We start from the raw sequence: 20,998 nt of genomic DNA on the forward strand, positions 1-20,998 counted from the left end.
TGGTCTTTTTTACGCCAATCTATTTGCTGATGGTAAAACGTGGCTCGTGACAACGACGTTAGCTTACAAGCCTTAATGACTGATAAGCCTGCCTCTTTTAATGATTGAGCACAGGATCTCTTTTCAGCCACTACCAACCCTTTTTTGCGAAAAGCTCCTTCATCGCGTGGTTTTCAAGGCTAACTTCCGCAAAGAGCTTTTTCAGTTTCGCATTTTCATCTTCAAGCTCTTTTAATCGTTTAACATCATTCGCTTCCATGCCACCATACTTTGATTTCCAATTATAATAAGTGGCGTTGCTGATCCCATTTTGGCGGCAAATATCTTCCACTTTCATACCAGAATCAGCGAGTTTTAAAATATTAACGATTTGAGTTTCAGTAAAACGAGCTTTTTTCATCATGACCTCTGCAAATTTTAGGGCAGAAAATCTAATTATAGCTGTCTTATTTTAGGGGAAGTGGACAACTTCTTTTAAAAGGTACCAGCAGAAGTACAATAACGCGAGTATCCCTAAAAATAATAAGACCCATAACGAAACTGTTATCCAATTAGAGGTATCATCGACTTGTTTGGCTACGGTTAACCTTTCAGCACCACCGAGCTCAATCACTTCATTATTAGGATATAACTGGGGATAATGCGACATTAACTCGTCAACACTATAAGCCTGCCCAACTAGTTGGTTATATGTTAATTTATCAAACTCTGCTTGCTTATTCCCCCACACTAGCAAGTAAGGTGCAGCGCCTTGTAAATTAACGATAAGATTATACCCATCACGCTTACCGATAAGCCGCGGCGGCTGATCTTCCCAACTACCTTTAAGTGCAGATACTCTAACTTTATTAACCATTTCCCCATAAAGATTGATGCTTGGATTACTGACTAGTTCCCCATCTATTGTTTGGTTATAAGCAACAAGATTAGCTAATGGTTTCCAAACATCCCCTTTATCTGATGAATATTCAACCTTTAATGGAATAACTCGATTTGATTGCTGTAAATGAATTTGCAATTCACCTAATGGTTGGGTCGTGGGTAATTGATATATAATATGGTCTTTTGAAACCCCATCATTTGTCATTTCAAAATTGAATATTTCTTGTCGGCGAGTTGAGTTCAGTGTGTTAGATAGCGCCTTGACCTTCACTAACTCAGGTAGCGTTACATCTGGCGCACTGACAATAACGGCCATTAGATATGGCGCGCTTAGCGCTTTAGAATTGCCATTTAACAACTCAATATTATTACTCGCAATTGTTTCTGAATTTAATTTCAAATTCATGATAGGTTGATTAGTTGCGATATTTAACCATTTTTCTTTATCATCACTTGCAAAAACAAAGACTTTTCCTTGCCACTCTTCCTCCGTTTTTGCCCACTCCAATGTTAATTTTTGAACTGGCGTATTTTGGGCTTGGCTTTGATCTCGCGTTAATAAATAAGCATGATAAGCAGCATTATCTTTTAGTTGTATATTTGGTAATTCAATACGATCGACTTTACCTGGTACCGTCTCAACAAGCAGATGCTGCTTTTCTCTACGGATGTCCTCACGAGAATTTACATTATCCAGTTGAGTCACTAAGCGCTGAGGAGCAAATGAGACTTTATTGCTAGAAATAGACTTTTCAGCATCATAAAAAAGTACAGAAGGTATTTCATCCCCCGTACCATTAAATACCCGAACATCTTGCAATGTATTTGGATATGCTGAATTTATATAAGCACTTGTAGGAACTTCTAACCAATAAAATGGCTCTGATGTATCTGGAATATCAATTTCCATCCCTTGGTAAAAACTATAAGGCGTATTTTCTTTCGGTGTTCCAGCATTAAGGTAGCTAGAAAACAATGATGACAACAAGAAGACAGCAAATAGCCCTCCTAGCCTTTTACTTTTTATTTGTCTCATGATTGCGTCTCCTGTTCGACTTTCTCTTTTATATCCTTTGGCGGTAATGGTGAAAAGTACCCAACAATTAATATCAATAATGCAACACCGATAAAGGAGATAGCGCGAGATATCCCCCCTTGTCCATGAATATCCACTAAGAATAATTTAGCGATAACACATGCGAAAATACTGGCCCCCATAAACCACCAGATACGACTTTTTTTCATCGCTGCAATAACAATGCAAAGCAATGCAGCAAGCGCCCAGCTAATGGATAAAACAGTTTGAATCAAACGAGAATCATAAAGCACCGCATAATTCCAACTTAGCCCAGCAAAATCAGCTACTGCGCGAATTAAAATACCGTTAAACCAAAATGCTGATAATAGAATAATTGAGACCAATAAACCTCGGATTATCCAATAATCTACCTCTGTAGCCTTACGTATTTTTTGCACAAAACCTTTTTGCATCAGAATAAGGGCAGCAATACTGAATAAGCCCGCCTCATCTAATGGATTAATTAATGGAATATAATTCCAGAATGTTAATTTGCCATCTTCTAAATTAGCGTAAGCAGATAATATAATTAACCCGATAGCAACAGGAAGCATCCAATACCAATACATTAACCCATTACGTTTCATTGGTGGCATTTTATTTTGCTGTAACCAATACAGGGCTAAGATAGTTAAGGTTATCGCCATCACATAAATAAAATAGCCCATCTCATGCATACCCCAAGGTAAAATAGAGACAAACCAATTTACTTGGGTCAAAATAAATACAAGGATTAACCACAAGTTAGCGCCATGGAGGGTCCATTGCATCCATTGATTACGAAGTTTATACGCATGAATAACAAACAAAATTGAGCTACCGAGTATCACCGCCCATATTAATGAGTTTTCCCCGCGCCCCATTGGGTTTTTATCATATAAGAAATCTAAACCAAGGTAATAGTAACCAGCAACCCATAAAATTGATTGGCAAAATAACAAAGGTATCCAGTTAATTCGAATAGCATATAGACGCCATAACCAGACGGAGATCACCACTAACACTAATATTATAAAGCCTTCAGACTCCCGACTCCACGATAAAATATCAGTAAATAGTGGTAACCAGCAGAGCCATGTAAGCAAACCTAAAAATAAAAAACCATAACTAAATAGGGCAAAGTTACTGTTTTCTTTGCGGCGAATATGAAATAACCCACCAGCACCAAAACAAGCTACCAATAATAATGGCACCATATAAGTACTGCTTCGGCTCCAATATACGTAAGGGTAGTCCATTAGTAACGTAATCGCACTGATTACAATTAATAATGAACCAACCGTAGCCATTTTTTTCTGCCCCTGTTGTAAACCAAGCCAGAGTAGTAATAACCCTTCTAATGACCAAACAATTGATGTCCATTCAAGTGTCAATGCCAATGGGATAGCCAGTGTTACAAAACCTGCACCAATAAGAATATTTGCTAAAGCCATATTCTTACCGACCTCTTTATAGCGCTTATGTACCTGCAACCCAGCAACCAAGTACAATAAACCAATTAACAGAGAAATAAATGCAGGCAATAAACCTACATCATCCGCAATAAAGAATTGAAGGGCAATACTGATTAATGGCGGTACAAACAACAATGTATTATCAACAATTAATTGCTTGTCGTGCTCAAAGCGGAGTGAAAATAATTGTGTTAACGCATTAAATACTACTAAATTAGCAATGATAAATAATTGACAGGAGATGTAATAATCAGATTGGTAATTGCTCAAACCCCATAAAATAGCGACACCATAGGTCATCACCATACCAACTAAATTCAGAGGGCGCCAAGCTTGCCATACACTAATAATTAAAATCCCAATCGACAACATTAGGTAATAAGAAAACAAAATTACATGGCTACCCCCTCCCGTCGAAAGTAAAACAGGAGCCAAATAACCACCAAGAGAAGCAAGAATAGCCAAGCTAATCGTACGTTGTAATAATGCTAAGGCAATACTCGCTGCACAAATCAACAACATAAACACAAATGCCATGCTATAAGGCAACATGGTATATAACTTAAAGGCAGCAAAAATGGTGATATATAAACAGCCTACCCCTCCACCTTGAAGGATAAGCCCAAATAATGGTTTCTTATTACGTAATCGCCAGCCAATTCCTAATAAAACTAAACAACCTACCGCGCTAAAAATTAAGCGTATTTGGGGGGAAATAATCTCATTTTGCACACTGTAATTTAATAAATACGCGACCCCTAGGAATAATAATAGTATCCCTATTTTGGCAACTGGGTTCCCTTTTAGTAACCAACTAAAGAAATGCCCAAATATAGACTCATTATTTCCCGTCGTTTTTTGATTAAATTGACCCTGAGTAGATGTATCTACTTCCTGATCATTAAAACGATTTGGTTTAGTCGCTTTATTAAACCGATTTGGGTCCACCCCGCTACGTGCTTGAGAGCCTACAATTGCTGATTGCGTATATGCCGGCACTGGAATGGTTTGGTTTGTAGAATCAGCTGCTTTTTCAGATTGCTGATATGCAGTATCGCCGGATAAGGGTTTAAATGATGGTTCAGGCTCACTTACTGGACTAGATTGGATTGGTACGTTTGTAACTGCCTGTTCTAGCTCATCTGTTACCCCAAAAATGCCTTGTTGGTCATCAGACGAACTGGCAACATTTTTCGAAGGCGTAACATTCGATTGCTGATATTGGCCTAAACGAGTTTCTAGAGAGAAAACTTTCTGGTTTAATTCAGAAATTTGGTACTGCATACGGCCCGTTCGGCTGATTGCTATGATAGCCAATATTGGTGCTAACACAAGCAAACATACTAATACGACTCCTACTAGTATCCAAGTATCCACAAATAGGTTTCCTCAAAATAAATTTCACAATCTAAAATACAGCTAGAATAGGGTTTTGTGATTACCGCTAGTGTAGATAGCATTGATTATCTTGCCAACTCAATGTAATAAACTGTTACAAAATAACCCTTATACTACGTATTTAGTTGAAAAAATACGCTTCCTACCCTTTCAATCTCAGTTACTAATACCCCCATTGAAAGTTTTAGTAACTAAGAAAATCCTTAATCATCATTTAATGATGATTTGACATATTAAATTAACACTTACCTATTTATTTTTAGTTCCTCTAATTATAATTAGAGTTGCTCTAAATAACAAAATTAGTCTAATTATGATATTTATATCATGCTTCCATGCTTCAAATATTCATACAGAAAAACACCATCTTTAAACGATGGTAGTTATTTATTATTTTATCAATTATGATTTCCATCAATTATAAGTTTATCTATTGATAGAGGTTAAATATCTACCACTTCCAACGTGAAATGAGTTTATTTAAACCACAGTAATATGAGAGATATTCGATACCGCTTTAGTATGAACAGGCTCATAACTAATTATTGACACATCAAAATCTGACGAATAGTTTAAGGAAAATATAATGCTACTCCACATTATTCTAGCCGCCCTTGGTCCTATCGTTTTAGGGTTAGCTGTTGGTTGGTTATCAGGTAAATACGGTTTTATTAAAAGAGAATATTCACAAGCATTCGCTGACTTTGTTGTCAAAATAGCCTTACCATTTGCATTATTTTTAGCCGCCGCACAAGCACCACCCTCAGTACTCTTAAATATTGATTATTTGTTAGCATTGGCCGTCGGTTTAATCGCTACATACATTATTGGTTTCATTTTCGGTAAGTTTATCTTCCGACACAATAAAAAAGATGCAGCAATGCAAGCGCTATCTGTTTCTTTTCCGGATATGGCTTATTGTGGACCACCAGTCTTACTAGCTACTGTCGGTTCATCAGGTTTAATTGCTATGGTGCTAGGAAACCTTATTTATACGGTGATTATTATTCCATTTACTTTGCTGATGATCAGTGGCTCGCAACAAGGGCATAGCGTGATTAAATCAATCGGTAAAGCTATTGCCCAACCTTTAGTATTCCTTCCTATTTTAGGCGCCTTGCTCGCTATTTTTGGTGTTAAGTTACCTGAAATCTTACAGAATTCAGTCAATGAGCTTGGTAAAACGGCAGGTGGTGTTGCTTTATTTTTCCTTGGTTTATTGCTATCCGGTATTAAGTTAACTATTAGTAAAGAAATTATATTTAACGTTTTTATTAAAAATTTTGTTCAAGCCGCGTTGATTTTGGCAACAGGTCTTGCAGTAGGTTTACAAGATGACCTCCTAAAAGCCGCCTTTATCATTGGCGTATTACCCACCGCCACTGCGGTTCCCGCCTTAGCAATCAGTAATCAAGCTTATACTGAAACCTCCGCAGGCACCGTGTTATTAAGTACACTTGCCGCTTTAATCTCCATTATCGGTGGAATCGCTATTGTTGAAATGCTTTAAATTGAGCGGCGGGTTTATATTCACCCGCCGCCCCTCAACTTTTCCCCGTTGATTTAATCACCAATTATTTGCCAGATAGATCACAAAAAACGTATCATATCCCTAAGTACTTTTCTTTTATGCACCTGGGATATTTATAAAAATGAAAATTAGTGATGAGTTAGCTGTTGCTATTGCTTCCGTCACCGAAGTTGCCGCTGTTGCTGCCTTCGATTGGGTTGGTAAACAAGATAAAAATGCAGCCGATAAAGCCGCTGTAGAAGCCATGAGAAATCGTCTTAATGAAATTGATTTTCATGGTAAAATTGTGATTGGTGAAGGTGAAATTGATGATGCTCCGATGCTTTATATCGGCGAGCAAGTAGGTAAAAAATCAGGCGCCCAAGGGCTCGATATTGCGGTTGACCCCATTGATGGCACTCGTATGGTTGCGTGTAATGAACACAATGCCATAGCCGTACTGGCTGCTGCTCCAACAGGTTCATTACTCCAAGCACCAGACATGTACATGGAAAAACTCGTCGTTGGTGCCGCTGCAAAAGGGGCTGTTCATCTCGCTAATCCCCTCGAAAAAAATTTAGAATTCCTTTCCGCTGCATTGAATAAACCCATTTCAAACTTATCAATCGCAGTATTAGATAAACCACGCCATCAGCATATCATCAAAACTATTCGTAATTTTGGTGCTAACGTGATTACCATTCCTGATGGTGATGTATTGGCATCATTGCTGGCAATACTACCCGAGCATTCAATTGATATGATGTATGGCACTGGTGGCGCACCTGAAGGCATTATCAGTGCGGCCATCGCTCGTGCATTAGGCGGTGATATGCAAGCAAGATTGGTCCCTCGTGACAAAGCAAAGGGGGATAGCGAAGAAAATAAACTACTCGCCGCTCAAGAAGCCATTCGATGCCAGCAAATGGGCATTGAGATTGGGGAAATTTTATCATTAGAGCAAATGGTAAATACAGATGATGTGATTTTTGCCGCAACGGCAATTACGCCAACAGTGTTAATGGGCGGAATTTCAACAGATGCTTATAGCCGTTTTTCAAATACCCTTTTAGTTAACGGCCGTGACCGCTCATTAAAAATCATTAATAACCGCTTATTTAATTAGCCTTTCCATGATATTAAAAAAGGGCCTTTCGGCCCTTTTTTGAATCATTATTCTGCGCGTTCCAGCGTCATACGATTTAACAATGGTGCAGTTAACACCATGACTATCGCAATAGCCCCTGTCACTAAACCAATCTTCAAGAATACATCACTGTACACCGCTAATGACTCAAGCTTACTGGTCAGCTCCCCTTCTGGCGCTGCTGCCATAGAAGCGACATAACCCGCAATAAATGCAGCCGCTGAGTTAGTTAAGAACCACGCGCCCATAATAAAGCCCATTAAACGCTGTGGAACTAACTGAGCTACCATTGCCAGCCCAAGACCAGAGATCATCAGTTCACCAATGCTTTGAAAACCATAACAGATAATCAACCATTCAACAGAAACAATCCCCGCTTCGTTTGCAAATTTGGCGCCAAGCGGTAGTACTAAGAATGCCGCAGAGCATAACACCATACCAATCGCGAATTTATGCGGCATGGGTAAGTTATCACCCATTTTATTATAAATTGCGGCTAATATTGGGCTACCAATCATAATCCATAATGGGTTTAGTGCTTGATACTGTGCAGGTTCGATAGAAAAACCAAACACTTCATGCTCTACGTTATGTAATGCAAAGAAGTTGAGTGAGGTTGGCATTTGGCTATACAAAACAAAAAAGACAATTGCTTCGAGCATCAAGATCAGAGCCACCACCATGCGCCGACGTGCAATCCCCTGAAGAGCTAGCGTTTCTTTAATAAAGATAACCAAAATACCTAAAGAAATAACCGCTAATGCTGTACGCGCTACCCCTAGGTTATGCAATAACCAAGTCGAAATTGCAATCAAGGCAATAACACCCGCGACTGTTGCAACTAACCGTGAAATAATGACCGGAGCAAAGTCAGGTTTTGACCCATGTTGGGAAACCCACTTCTTACACATATAGAAGTTAATCAGCGTAATAATAAGGCCAACAACACTGAGTGAGAATGCAACATCCCAACCATAGTGTTTTGCTAACCACGGTGTTGCAAGCATAGAAAAGAATGAACCAATATTCACGGACATATAGTACATGGTAAATGCACCATCTAACCGCGGGTCATCTTTATCATAACAGGTTGATAACAGTGATGAAGGGTTCGCTTTAAAGAGGCCGTTACCAACGGCAATAGTCGCTAAACCTACATACACCATTGAGACATCATGCCCTGAGAAGGCAACAAACGCATACCCCGCAATCAACGTTAATGTTCCAAGAACAATAACCCGTTTTGTACCAAGTATTTTATCGCCTAACCAACCACCAATTGCAACAAAGCCGTAAACTAATGCCGCAAATGCAGAGAATAAAGTGATGGATTCAGTTTCTGACATACCAAGAACTTGGCTAAGATATATAGGTAGAATACCTTGTAAACCGTAGTAACCAAAACGTTCCCAGAGTTCGATGGAAAAGATGAGATAGAATGAGCGAGGTTGCTTAAACGCGTTAAGACTGACTTCCTCTTTGTTATTTGTTGTGGACACAAGTTACCTCTAGTACAACCTGTAGATATGCAAAAAAAACCACGGAACGCTCTATGCGCTCTCGCATTGTTATTACCCCAAGAATTCAACGTCGGAAAGATTCACTTTTGGTAGGAGGAGCATCATTCCTTGATCTCAAAACAAACAAAACTGTGTGCAAACTTGTTTCTGGATCTCAAGCATAAATTCAATGAGTTAAAGCACATTTGATTATTTATTCAACGTTGACTGGTAGATAACCCGCCAAGAACGCAATAATCAATTAAGCCATATACGCTATTTATGCACCAAAATTAAAGAATTAGCTAGTATTAATTACTGCATGGATAAAATCTTATCGTGATTTACTTCAATTTTTAACAAAATAGCGAAACTATCAACGCCCACTATTTAATCACTTGTATACTTAATGTTAAGAATATTATTCTACCATGAAACTATCGCACCACCGATTATTAACATTAGTGATATGAACGAAAAGCATAATTCAAATAAATAAAAACCAAGAATATATTGAGTGCAAGAAAATGGTTCGAGGGTTTAATGAGTGGGGAAAATACGTAAAATTTTGACAAAAAAAAGCCCAGTAACAAACTGGGCACAATGCATTCTACTCAAGGATCTTTTTACTAAATCAAACTATCACTACGTAGGTGCATTATTACATTACTTCGTGTAAAGAAATGAATGATGAGGGTAAATATATGAATGTTTACGCAAGCAAACAGTATATAGATACTAGTAAGACATGCTAATTTCAGAAAAAGTTCATATTTTTTCTCTTTTTTTATTTTTTCACTTTTTAGCAATATTTAACCATTTGATTTGATAATCATAATGTACAATTTGCTTTAACCCTTGCAGGTCTGAACAAAACCAAATAAGTTACCCGCTAAACTGTGACAAAACCAACATTGAGGTCGCCTTGTGAAAAAAAAACTTCTTCCTTTAATTATCATCGGCAGCCTCTTTGCACACTTAGCTTTTGCTGAGCCTACGCCAACCCCTCTAGATGAAAAAACATTATTAGGGTTAGCAAATGAAGGGCAAGCCGAAGCCCAATTCAATTTGGCCATGTTTTATCAATCCAATAAGCAATTTGAAAATGCAATAAATTGGTACCTCTTATCAGCCCAACAGGGGTTTACAAAAGCGCAAATTAACCTTGCGCTCATGTACCAACAAGGTACTGGCATCCCAAAAGATGAAAAACAAATGCTGCACTGGATGAAGATAGCCGCTGAAAACGGCGACCCTATTGGCCAGATGAATATGGCAGAATACACCTTATATGGTATCGATAAGGCTCTTGAGAAAAACCCAGCAGAAGCAGAAAAATGGTTAAAAAAAGCGGCCGAACAGCAATTTCCAACGGCTATGTTAACCCTTGCTTACTGGTATGAAGAAGGTAAAGCAGTAACTAAAGACCCGCAGAAAGCACAAAAAATATACCTTGAACTTGCTGAGAAAAACCATCCACAAGCCCTCTACTTGCTTGGCTATCAATCCGCAACAGGTATGTATGACAAAGTCAATTACCCACAAGCTTTCCAATATTTTACTCGCGCAGCGGAGCAAGGCTTTTCCCCTGCTCAAAATAGTTTAGGTATGCTGTACCTAACCGGACAAGGCACCGAAAAAGATCCCCAAGCGGCAATAAAATGGCTAACTTTGGCGGCCGAGCAAGGTGAGGTTTCCGCACAATTTAATATTGCGCTTATCTATGCTCGCGGTGATGGGATTAAAACTGACCAGACTAAAGCCTGTCACTGGTTTATCAAAGCGGCGCAGCAAAATAGTGCTGATGCCCAATATGCAGCTGGGGCATGCTACCAGTATGGCATGGGGGTTGAAGCCGATGATAAAAAAGCGCTACGTTGGTATAAGCTTGCCGCCGCTAAAGGTGATGAACGAGCTGCAAAAAAAGTATTAATTTTGGAAAACCAGCGCAAATAACTTAATGAGGATGCAATTTATGTGCAGCGATAATTGGATGGGGCGAACAAACGTTTTTATAGGCATTTCGCTTTACTCTCATAATGCAATTTAATCTACATGCCCCCCATTTAACTCCCTTTTATATCATGACGTTATCGTTACCCATTGAGCCAAAGTGGTGCTATATACAAGAAGTTCTGCATTGAATATATACCCCATGCAGAACTTTTATCGATATGCGCAGATTAATATAAACATTCACATTTTTCTACGGTAGACTCGCTGTGGTCGCCCCACTTTCCCGTATTCAATTTCAGCCTCAATTTTATTTTTTGCCAAACAATATTCCAAATAACGCCTTGCTGTTGTGCGGCTCAATTTTATTGTTTCAGCGATACTTTCAGCTGTATATTCTGCTTCTGAATCAGCAAATAGCGCTAAAATTTTTTCTAATGTAATGATGTCAATCCCCGTCGGTAGCTCTTCTTTCGATTCACCACGCGCATAAGTATTAAACATATCATCAATTTTACTTTGGTTAGTTTTACTATTCGCTTGCAGAACAGATTTACGTTGAATATACCTATCTAATGTTTGCCCTAAACGCTCATAAGCGATAGGTTTCACTAAGTAGTCAAAAACCCCTAAGCGAATTGCTTCAGAGACCGTTTCCATGTCGCTTGCTGCGGTTGTGAAAACAATATCTGCGTTGTTTCTTTCTTGTATTAATTCATGAACCAAATCAATACCTTTACCATCAGGTAAATAGTTATCTAATAAAATTAGATCGGGTTTCATATATTCAATCATTTTCCTAGCTTCAGCTAGGTTCCCCGCAAGCCACACTTTGTCACATGCAGGGTACGTTTTTATATACTCGCCATGCATTTCTGCCAGAAGTAACTCATCTTCCACAATGAGGATTTTTATCTTAATCATTTTATATCTTCACTTTCGGAATAAAAATTGAGAATACTGTACCATGCGGTTGATTTTCTTCAATAATCACCGCGCCATTACAGCGCTTAACATAAGATGCAACTAAATAGAGCCCAATACCATGGCCATCTGTTGCATCTGTCTTGGTTGTCACTCCACGTTCAAACCATTTATTTTGAAGCTCTTCGGGGAAACCACAACCTTGATCCACAACTTCAATAACTATTTCCTTTCCTTCATCAGAAAGGTATAACTCGACCTGCTTATTCCCTTGGTTGCTTTTCAAACTTGCTTCAAAAGCATTATCCAATAAATTACCCAAGACAGCACAAAATTCAGTACTGTTTAATGAATCAGGTAAGTCGCGTAGTTGGCTACCCGCCGTAAACTTTAATTGTAACCCTAGCTCTTTGGCTCGATGATACTTACCAAATAATAAGCCAGCAACTTGCTTATCAAAAAATTGCCTGCGTAACGTATCAATCAATTGTTGTTGGGACTCTGATTCACCTTTAATTAGAGCCAAAGCTTGGTCATACTCTTTCATCTGCAATAAACCACTTAATGTTGACATCCAATTAAGGTGTTCATGGCGTAGTGTGCGTAAATTTTCAACATACTGACGCACTTGTGTTAACTGAGAATTTAAGGATTCAATATCATTTTGACTACGAAAGCTGATTACAGCCCCCACAAGTTGCTCACTATCACGAATAGCTACTCGATTTGCAATCACATTTAGCCCATTAAATTCACAAATCACATCATGCCGAGTTGTCGCAATATCGGTCATAAAAAAATCAGCGGGCGATATTCTTTCTGAAACGCGCATACCCGTTAGTTGCCCTAATGGCTCACTCAACATGAGCATTTTTCTAGCATTCGAATTGATATTGATAATCTGCCCTTGGGTATTAACAGCGATGACCCCTTCAAAAACGGCATCAAATATCCCTTTTTGTACTAACACTAATTGTGTAATTTCCTCTGGCTCCATGCCTAACATTTGTTTCTGTATTAGGCGTGAGAATGCCCAAGATAAAAACAATAAAATAATCAATATACCGAGAAACGTAGCGCCAGTTTGTACAAATAGTTCACTGCGGGAGGTGTCAATTTTATTGGTTAAATAACCAATAGAAACCACCCCGATAACTTTACCCTGCTCATCAAAAATGGGAGTTTTTGCTCGTACCGCATTTCCCATCGAACCTTCACCATTGATGAAGTAACTTTCGCCCCGCTCCAATGCACCTGGTTTGTTCCATTGCATTTTGTAGCCAATTTTCTGGCTGTTTGGGTGATATAGGCGAATCGAGTTTTCATCACCAATCACCACATAATCATAATTCGAATCTTGATTGAGTTTATCTGCAATAATTTTCAGTCTTGGGATATCTTTATTTTTTACAGATTGCACCACCCCTTCAATTGAAGCGATTAGCTTCGCTTGGCTCATCGCTAGAGACCTAATATTCGCAATCAACCGGCTTTCCGCAGTATCTGTAAAATATTTACCCAACCCAAACGTCAAAAAGACAGAGACAAGTAATAGAAGAAAGAATACTCGTACTGAAAACGAAATCGAGCTTACTTTTTTCAGTGAGGAGAATGCATATTCTTTTTTCATGTTAAATCTCGTTACACTATGAAAAGTAAAAAATTTGTTAAATACAAAGATAACAATATAACGGATAACTCAGGTTAAAGCCAAAGGTATAATACACATATTAATAATTAAACACATAAAAACCAAGCAATAAAAAACATATCCAATAATTAAAAACTTTAAAACCATTAAACAAATACAAACTCATTTAAGAAACATGAAATAGGTCAAGTATATTAAATACAGCTTCTTTAATATTAATATTGAAAAGGGAAATTAAATAATTACTTATATTAAGCGCACTAAAAAATTCTAAAAATAATTATTTAATTAACTTTAACATTAGCAACATTTTAAAAACATCTCTAAATGAGATGCAGGATACTATTATGTTCGAAAACATAACGTTTAATCAGGTAAAACGTCATGAGAACAGGAAACTTGCTGAAATTACTCAGTTTTTAAAGGAAAACGATTTAGAGCTTGATTCAAGTATCGACGTTTTTATTACTATAACCCGTAATGAAAAATTAATTGCATGCGGGGGATTAGCTAAAAACGTGATTAAATGCGTTGCAATTAGCGATGATGTTCGTGGCGAAGGCCTCGCATTAAAGTTAGCAACAGAACTTGTTAATCTCGCTTATGAAAATAACACAACACATTTATTTATTTATACCAAATTTCAGAACGAAAGCCTATTTCAACAATGTGGTTTTCATACTATTGCAACTGTCCCTGATGTCATGGTGCTGATGGAAAACAGTTGCTGTTATCTAAAACGCTATATTGAAAGCTTAAAAGCACAGCGTAAAGATGGGAAAAAAATTGGCGCCATTGTGATGAATGCCAATCCATTTACCCTTGGACACCGTTATTTGATAGAACAAGCGGCAAAAGCGTGCGATTGGCTACATTTATTTGTCGTCAAAGAAGATACCTCGCGCTTTTCTTATAAAGTTAGGCTTAATTTGATTGAGGCGGGCACAAAAGGGATAGACAATCTCACTATCCATAAAGGCTCTGAATATATTATTTCTCGAGCGACTTTCCCTTGCTACTTTATAAAAGATAAAACGGTTGCCAATAACTGTTATACCGAGATCGATATTAAGATTTTTCGTCAATATATCGCCCCAGCTCTTGGGATCACCCATCGATTTGTAGGTTCTGAGCCTTTTTGCCAAGTCACTAATCAATATAACCAAGACATGCGCTTCTGGCTGGAAACGGACGCTATGAATTTTCCACCTATAGAACTCATTGAATTTCCGCGAATAGTCATCAATGGCACGGCGGTTTCCGCCTCGCAAGTTAGAAGACTGCTCGCTAAAAAAGATCTTGCGGCAATTAAAGCGATTGTGCCTGAAGCGACATATCAATATTTACAAGAAATGCTCGCTAACCAAGTAACAACCACAATAAACCGCACCGAAAGTTCTGAATTAGCCATAGGTGAAATATGAAGATTAAACACGCAGCAATAGCTGGCACGCTTGAATCAAGTGATGTCATGGTTCGCATAGAACCTTTAGAAGATACTCAAGAAGTTTCAGTGCAAGTAACCAGCAGTGTCGAAAAACAATTCGGTGATGCCATCACGCAGATCGTACAAGAAATGATACAGCGGCATGAAATCCAAGGTGCACAAATCATCGTTGATGATAAAGGTGCATTGGAATGCGTACTCAGAGCACGTCTTGAAGCATTATTCGCTCGCGCTTGTGATATCGACTACCTACCTTGGGAGGAAAAATAATGACTCCACAACAAAAATCACGGACACGCAGAAGCATGCTTTTTGTTCCTGGCTCAAACGCAGCGATGCTAAGCAACTCCTTTATTTATAAAGCAGATGCGCTGATGTTTGACCTTGAAGACTCCGTTACACTGCGTGAAAAAGACACGGCTCGACGTTTAGTTTACCACGCATTACAACACCCGCTTTATCAAGATATTGAAACTATTGTTCGTGTCAATGCATTGGATTCCGCATTTGGTGTCGCCGATCTTGAGGCCGTCGTTCGCGGTGGCGCCGATATTGTTCGCTTGCCAAAAACCGATACTGCGCAAGACGTTATTGATATTGAAAATGAAATTCTACGTATTGAAAAAAGTTGTGGTCGTGAGGAAGGCAGTACTGGATTACTGGCCGCCATTGAATCCCCTATGGGGATCACCCAAGCTGTTAATATTGCACATTCATCACAACGACTTATTGGCATCGCACTAGGTGCCGAGGACTATGTCCGCAATTTGCGCACCGAGCGGTCTCCTGACGGCGTTGAACTCCTCTATGCTCGGTGCGCCATTTTACAAGCCGCACGCTCAGCAGGTATCCAAGCTTTCGATACCGTTTATTCTGACGCTAATAATGAAGAAGGCTTTCTACGCGAAGCCGCTCACATTAAACAACTCGGCTTTGATGGCAAGTCATTGATAAATCCAAGACAAATTGAGTTACTTCATAACCTGTATGCACCTACTCAAAAAGAAGTCGACCATGCTCAACGTGTTGTTGAAGCAGCTGATTCAGCTGCCCTTGAAGGTAAAGGTGTTGTGTCTTTAAACGGAAAAATGGTCGATGGCCCAGTGATTGATAGAGCCCGTCTTGTATTATCACGCGCAGCATTATCAGGCATTCGGGAAGAGTGAGGCAAATAAAATGACAAATAATACTCAGCGTCAGGCTCGCGTATCAGCCTACCTACAACCAAATACGGATGAAACTCAGCAAGAATTCCAAGATATTGGCAAAATACAACAACAGGTACAAAAACCGAGAAATCGTAAACTGTGCGATGATTTACAAGTTGCTATCCGTCGTTCTGGCCTCAAAGACGGTATGACGATTTCATTCCATCACGCATTTCGTGGTGGCGACCTTACCGTTAATATGGTGATGCAAGTGATTGCCGAAATGGGTTTTCGTAACCTTACCCTTGCTTCTAGTTCATTAAGTGCATGTCACTCCCCCTTAGTTGAACATATTCGCCACGGCGTTATTCGTAAAATTTATACTTCAGGTATTCGGGGGCCATTAGCTGAGGCTATTTCACGTGGAGAATTGGATGAGCCAGTACAAATCCATTCACATGGCGGACGAGCAAACTTAATACATAGCGGTGAGCTATCAATCGATGTAGCCTTTATTGGTGTTCCTTCTTGTGATGAGTACGGTAATGCCAATGGCTATACAGGAACTGCAAGCTGTGGTTCTTTAGGTTATGCCAAAATTGACGCAGAAACAGCTAAAAAAGTGGTCATGCTGACAGAAGAATTATTGGATTACCCACATAACCCATCCAGTATTAAACAAGATGAAGTTGACTACATTGTGAAAGTAAAACGCGTAGGCGACGCAGATAAAATTGGCGCCGATGCGACCCGTATGACATCTAACCCTCGGGAACTTCTCATTGCCCGTACCGCCGCGGATGTGATCGAAAAATCCGGTTATTTTAAAGATGGTTTTTCATTGCAAACAGGGACTGGCGGTGCATCTCTGGCAGTAACTCGTTTTCTTGAAGATAAAATGAGACGTCACAATATTACCGCAGGCTTTGCATTGGGCGGGATCACGTCAACCATTGTTGATTTACATGAGAAAGGCTTAATTCGCAAATTATTAGATGTACAAAGTTTTGATAAAGCCGCCGCAGAATCATTAGGCCGCAACCCTAATCATATTGAAATCAGTGCGAATCAATATGCTTGCTTTGATTCTAAAGGGGCCTCCGTTGATATGCTTGATGTGGTGGTACTCAGTGCGCTAGAAATCGATACTCGCTTTAATGTCAATGTATTAACCGGCTCTGACGGTGTCATTCGTGGAGCTTCAGGTGGTCATAGTGATACAGCGGTGGCCTCAAAACTCTCCATCATTGTGGCACCATTAGTTCGCGGGCGCATCCCAACCTTAGTTGATGAAGTATTAACTTGTGTTACTCCAGGCTCAAGCGTTGATATTCTCGTGACGGACCATGGTATTACAGTAAACCCAGCTCGTCCTGAATTAAAACAACAACTTGAAAGCCAAGGGATTAAAACTGTTTCAATGGACTGGTTAAGAGAACGAGCACAACTCTTAACTGGTACTCCTAATCCAATTGAATTTACCGATAAGGTCGTGGCCGTTGTTCGCTACCGCGATGGTTCGGTCATTGATATTGTTCATCAAGTGAAGGAGTAACTATGTTTTACCCACTGCCTGATACTCAAGAGCAATTTGAAATTTCCTTACCTGAACTGCTAGATAGCCGTGATGCCCGTCAGGCTCGTCAGCAACAATGGATTGGTCTCCATCAGGTAACCTTGATTTCATTTACTGTCGTTTTCCCGGGAGCGGTTAAAGATAACTCCCTTGTTAGACATGTTTTTAATCAAGGACTAAATGCGCTTAAACAAATTGCTTCACGCAGGCAGTGGGTGTTTTTATCACAACAATCATGGGCATTAAAAACAGGACCGGAATGTTTGGCTGCTGTTGATGTCGATGCAATTGAAATTAAAAAAGCGTTAATTGAAATTGAAGAGTTATCGCCAGTGGGACGGCTATGGGATTTTGACGTTTTTGATGCGAACGGACAGCAGTATTCTCGCTCACAATTAAACCTCTCTTCAAGGCGTTGTTTGGTTTGTGAGAATGAAGCTAAGGTGTGTGCTCGACATCGAACACACCCACTTGGTGAGATCCTTAACCGTATTGAGGAGTTAGCTAATGCAACACGCTAAACAGTTAAACTCTATCACTGAAGAACAAGTTCAGCATTACAGCCAATTAGCTTGGCAAGCTTTGCTCGCTGAAGTGAATTTAACCCCTAAACCGGGGTTAGTCGATAAACATAACACAGGTGCCCATAAAGATATGGCACTAACCGATTTTCACTTAAGTGCCAATGCAATTGCAAAATATTTCCCTTATTTTCTACTCGCAGGGGCTCAGCATAAAGATTTACCGATAGAAAACGTTTTAATCAATATCCGTAGTATTGGTATTAATTGTGAAACGGCCATGTTCCGTGCAACTCAAGGTGTAAATACGCATAAAGGCAGTATTTTTTCCCTAGGGTTGGTATTAACTGCAATCGGCCGTTTAATTGCCTTACAGCAACCCGTGCTGCCTCAATATATTAGTCAGTTAGTGGCAGGAATGTGTGTTGGAATTACCGATGAATTAAAAAAACCAACTGATACCCCAACGGCAGGGCACCGCCTATATCAGCAATATGGGCTAACAGGTGCTCGAGGTGAAGCGCAAAATGGTTACGCGTTAGTCATTCAACATGCAGTCCCTTACTATTTACAACAACTCGCAAAAGATAAAGCAGACGATATTGCCCTACTTGATACCTTAATTTTATTAATGAGCCTGAATGATGACACTAATATTGTTAATCGTGGAGGTATTCAAGGGTTAGAGTGGGTAAAACAACGCGCTACACAATTATTACATCAAGGGATTAATACCCACAATGATTTAATTTTTGTAAAAAATTTCGATAATGAATGTATTCAACAGAATGTCAGCCCCGGTGGCAGCGCAGACTTATTAATATTGACTTGGTTTTTTGCCCGATTAGCAAATCAACATCACGGTTTAACATTACAAAAATTCAACATTATTAATATAGGAAGAAATAAGAAAAATTAAATTAATTAAGCAAATAAAAACCAATTAAATATTTATTAATAAAAAACATCCGCTTTAGAATGAATTACTAATAAAACCAATTTATTATTTTCATTCAAGATGCAGCCATATTAAAAATTGTTATTTTAACAAATTCCTAATATTAAAGTTCATTCAATTTAATATTAAATAAATTTAATATTGATTTAATCAAGGAAATTGGCTTATGCAAAAAGAAAAAATATGGAAGCTATTTATATTAATAGCGATTCCAATTATCATTGCTTTAATACCAACACCAACTGGGCTCCCGCATATTGCTTGGTTATTATTTGGTCTTTATCTTGCCGCCATTGTAGGGTTAGTATTAAAACCCTATTCAGAACCCGTTATTTTATTAGCCACTATTGCAGCAAGTGCTGTCATTATTGGTATTACAGGTACTAAAGATGTCAAAGCAAGTGAAGTGCTCAGCGGTTATGCGTCTGGGACCACATGGTTAGTATTTGCTGCATTTACACTGAGTGCCGCATTTGTAATTACCGGTCTCGGGAAACGTCTCTCGTATATATTAATAGGTAAGCTAGGCGGAACAACGCTTGGGTTAGGATATGTCACTGCTATTCTGGATTTAATTATTGCTCCTGCTACCCCATCGAATACTGCACGAGCTGGGGGAATTGTTTTTCCTATCATCAATAGTGTCGCGGTTGCTTTAGGGTCAGATCCAGAAAAAAGCCCTCGTAAAGCAGGTCACTATTTACTGGTTAACGTATATATGGTGACTAAAACCACCAGCTATATGTTTTTAACTGCCATGGCACCGAATGCTTTAGCATTAGCAATGATGACCGACATCATGGGGATCCATTTAAGTTGGGGTGGATGGGCACTCGCCGCTTCAGTTCCCGGCTTAATCATGCTGATTTTAACTCCCTTAATGATTTATAAGCTTTACCCACCAGAATTAAAAAAAGTAAATAACAAAGAGATCGCGGCAAAAGGCCTTGAAGAATTAGGCCCGATGACTATGCGTGAAAAATTACTCAGCATTGTATTTATTATTGCGCTTTGTGGCTGGATTTTTTCCGACTTAATCGGCGTAAGCGCATCCAGTGTTGCTATTGCCGTCATGGCATTAACCCTGATCCTTGGTGTTGTTACTTGGGATGATGTCTTAAAAAACAAAGGCGGCTGGAACACGCTGATTTGGTACGGTGGGATCATCAGTATGTCTGGCGTACTGACTAAAGCGGGTTTCTTTAAATGGTTAGCTGATACCATGAGCCAATACCTTTCTTTCGGCGACCAAGCCATGCTTGCCTTCTTCGTCATCATGTTTATCAGTGTCGCAATACGTTACTTATTTGCCTCTGGTGGTGCATATGTCGCCGCGATGGTTCCAGTATTCGCGACAGTCGGTATGGTAGCTGGTGCACCTCCAATGCTACTGGCTCTAGGCTTACTTTTCTCTAATGCCTACGGTGGTAGTGTAACTCACTATGGTGGTGCGGCTGCGCCTATCGTATTCGGTGCGGGTTATAACGATATTCGCTCTTGGTGGATTATTGGTGGCCTTGTCGCATTCATTAGCTTACTTGTTCATATGACTATCGGTTTAGGTTGGTGGGAAATTTTAATTAACACTGGGTTAATTTAATCCTCACTCCTTTATATAACGGTATGGGCACAATGATTATTGTGCCCAATTTAACTAAACATTATTTCTCACGCTTCTATGGTTATTTGCAGCCTTTAAGCTATCGCGTAAATATTTATCGGCTTCCCCTAAATAGTTCTCGTTGTGGCTAGGCGGCAAATGAAGGCATCCCAAGGCGCATACAAAGGTATGTGACTTGGGTAACTGAGTGTAGCCAACACCGCCACAGCGGGAAACATCAACGGGTTTACC

At 39.3% G+C, this 20,998-nt stretch carries 15 protein-coding genes and 1 pseudogene; 10 read left to right on the top strand and 6 right to left on the bottom strand.

Annotated features, from left to right (window positions below; genetic code table 11):
• The 3 genes and pseudogenes from ACIPUA_RS06500 to ACIPUA_RS06510 all read right to left on the bottom strand — a co-directional run.
• Nucleotides 1-400 (bottom strand): annotated as a pseudogene (locus ACIPUA_RS06500) (transposase); the annotation flags it as partial.
• Nucleotides 401-451: 51 nt separating this feature from the next.
• The gene (locus tag ACIPUA_RS06505; protein WP_449059452.1) at nucleotides 452-1,918 is read right to left on the bottom strand and encodes a DUF3999 family protein; all 1,467 of its coding nucleotides are present in this window, start codon (nucleotides 1,916-1,918) and stop codon (nucleotides 452-454) included.
• Nucleotides 1,915-4,791, bottom strand: a complete 2,877-nt coding sequence (locus ACIPUA_RS06510; protein ID WP_198861305.1) for a DUF2339 domain-containing protein — start codon at nucleotides 4,789-4,791, stop codon at nucleotides 1,915-1,917. The genes ACIPUA_RS06505 and ACIPUA_RS06510 overlap by 4 nt, the downstream gene beginning before the upstream one ends.
• Before the next feature lie 607 nt (nucleotides 4,792-5,398).
• Here ACIPUA_RS06510 and ACIPUA_RS06515 point away from each other — a divergent pair.
• Entirely contained in the window at nucleotides 5,399-6,322 is a 924-nt protein-coding gene (locus tag ACIPUA_RS06515) for an AEC family transporter (RefSeq protein ID WP_042844172.1), read from the top strand.
• A 148-nt stretch (nucleotides 6,323-6,470) separates the two neighbouring features.
• The gene (gene glpX / locus ACIPUA_RS06520; protein WP_197679472.1) at nucleotides 6,471-7,448 is read left to right on the top strand and encodes a class II fructose-bisphosphatase; all 978 of its coding nucleotides are present in this window, start codon (nucleotides 6,471-6,473) and stop codon (nucleotides 7,446-7,448) included.
• A gap of 47 nt (nucleotides 7,449-7,495) precedes the next feature.
• Here glpX and dtpA read toward each other — a convergent pair whose 3' ends face one another.
• Nucleotides 7,496-8,968, bottom strand: coding sequence for a dipeptide/tripeptide permease DtpA (dtpA, locus tag ACIPUA_RS06525; protein WP_042844175.1), 1,473 nt, complete (start codon nucleotides 8,966-8,968; stop codon nucleotides 7,496-7,498).
• A gap of 927 nt (nucleotides 8,969-9,895) precedes the next feature.
• On the opposite strand from dtpA, the gene ACIPUA_RS06530 reads away from it, so the two are divergent.
• Nucleotides 9,896-10,924 (top strand): SEL1-like repeat protein, encoded by a 1,029-nt coding sequence (locus ACIPUA_RS06530; RefSeq protein WP_210831978.1) that lies wholly within the window; start codon nucleotides 9,896-9,898, stop codon nucleotides 10,922-10,924.
• A 240-nt stretch (nucleotides 10,925-11,164) separates the two neighbouring features.
• Here the strand turns inward: ACIPUA_RS06530 and dpiA are convergent, their stop codons facing one another.
• Together dpiA and dpiB are read right to left on the bottom strand one after the other, a co-directional pair.
• A complete protein-coding gene (dpiA, locus tag ACIPUA_RS06535) occupies nucleotides 11,165-11,845 on the bottom strand; it encodes a two-component response regulator DpiA (protein ID WP_042844177.1) in 681 nt (226 codons plus the stop codon).
• A 1-nt stretch (nucleotide 11,846) separates the two neighbouring features.
• Nucleotides 11,847-13,475 (bottom strand): sensor histidine kinase DpiB, encoded by a 1,629-nt coding sequence (dpiB, locus tag ACIPUA_RS06540; protein WP_048606926.1) that lies wholly within the window; start codon nucleotides 13,473-13,475, stop codon nucleotides 11,847-11,849.
• 368 nt (nucleotides 13,476-13,843) lie between these two features.
• On the opposite strand from dpiB, the gene citC reads away from it, so the two are divergent.
• The 7 genes from citC (at nucleotide 13,844) to ACIPUA_RS06575 (ending at nucleotide 20,746) form a co-directional block, all read left to right on the top strand.
• A complete protein-coding gene (gene citC, locus ACIPUA_RS06545; protein WP_048606925.1) occupies nucleotides 13,844-14,920 on the top strand; it encodes a [citrate (pro-3S)-lyase] ligase in 1,077 nt (358 codons plus the stop codon).
• Nucleotides 14,917-15,213, top strand: coding sequence for a citrate lyase acyl carrier protein (citD, locus tag ACIPUA_RS06550; RefSeq protein ID WP_042844180.1), 297 nt, complete (start codon nucleotides 14,917-14,919; stop codon nucleotides 15,211-15,213). The genes citC and citD overlap by 4 nt, the downstream gene beginning before the upstream one ends.
• Complete coding sequence (gene citE, locus ACIPUA_RS06555) at nucleotides 15,213-16,109, top strand: citrate (pro-3S)-lyase subunit beta (protein ID WP_048606922.1); 897 nt, start codon at nucleotides 15,213-15,215, stop codon at nucleotides 16,107-16,109. Before citD ends, citE begins: the two co-directional genes overlap by 1 nt.
• Nucleotides 16,110-16,119: 10 nt before the next feature.
• Nucleotides 16,120-17,646 carry a citrate lyase subunit alpha gene (gene citF, locus ACIPUA_RS06560; protein WP_048606920.1) on the top strand — a complete coding sequence of 509 codons (1,527 nt, stop codon included), beginning with the start codon at nucleotides 16,120-16,122 and terminating at the stop codon, nucleotides 17,644-17,646.
• A gap of 2 nt (nucleotides 17,647-17,648) precedes the next feature.
• Nucleotides 17,649-18,188: a citrate lyase holo-[acyl-carrier protein] synthase gene (gene citX / locus ACIPUA_RS06565; RefSeq protein ID WP_042844183.1), complete on the top strand. Its 540-nt coding sequence runs from the start codon at nucleotides 17,649-17,651 to the stop codon at nucleotides 18,186-18,188.
• A complete protein-coding gene (gene citG / locus ACIPUA_RS06570; protein WP_449059453.1) occupies nucleotides 18,175-19,107 on the top strand; it encodes a triphosphoribosyl-dephospho-CoA synthase CitG in 933 nt (310 codons plus the stop codon). Before citX ends, citG begins: the two co-directional genes overlap by 14 nt.
• Before the next feature lie 205 nt (nucleotides 19,108-19,312).
• Entirely contained in the window at nucleotides 19,313-20,746 is a 1,434-nt protein-coding gene (locus tag ACIPUA_RS06575) for an anion permease (RefSeq protein ID WP_048606916.1), read from the top strand.
• The last annotated feature ends 252 nt before the right edge of the window (nucleotides 20,747-20,998 follow it).

The organism is Providencia sp. AGC89, from assembly GCF_053543535.1.

Coding starts and splice junctions, on each gene's coding strand:
- citG (WP_449059453.1), top strand. CDS start 18,175: ATGCAACACGCTAAACAGTTAAACTCTATCACTGAAGAACAAGTTCAG.
- ACIPUA_RS06575 (WP_048606916.1), top strand. CDS start 19,313: ATGCAAAAAGAAAAAATATGGAAGCTATTTATATTAATAGCGATTCCA.
- citX (WP_042844183.1), top strand. CDS start 17,649: ATGTTTTACCCACTGCCTGATACTCAAGAGCAATTTGAAATTTCCTTA.
- ACIPUA_RS06505 (WP_449059452.1), bottom strand. CDS start 1,918: ATGAGACAAATAAAAAGTAAAAGGCTAGGAGGGCTATTTGCTGTCTTC.
- citF (WP_048606920.1), top strand. CDS start 16,120: ATGACAAATAATACTCAGCGTCAGGCTCGCGTATCAGCCTACCTACAA.
- citE (WP_048606922.1), top strand. CDS start 15,213: ATGACTCCACAACAAAAATCACGGACACGCAGAAGCATGCTTTTTGTT.
- ACIPUA_RS06515 (WP_042844172.1), top strand. CDS start 5,399: ATGCTACTCCACATTATTCTAGCCGCCCTTGGTCCTATCGTTTTAGGG.
- citC (WP_048606925.1), top strand. CDS start 13,844: ATGTTCGAAAACATAACGTTTAATCAGGTAAAACGTCATGAGAACAGG.
- dpiB (WP_048606926.1), bottom strand. CDS start 13,475: ATGAAAAAAGAATATGCATTCTCCTCACTGAAAAAAGTAAGCTCGATT.
- dpiA (WP_042844177.1), bottom strand. CDS start 11,845: ATGATTAAGATAAAAATCCTCATTGTGGAAGATGAGTTACTTCTGGCA.
- citD (WP_042844180.1), top strand. CDS start 14,917: ATGAAGATTAAACACGCAGCAATAGCTGGCACGCTTGAATCAAGTGAT.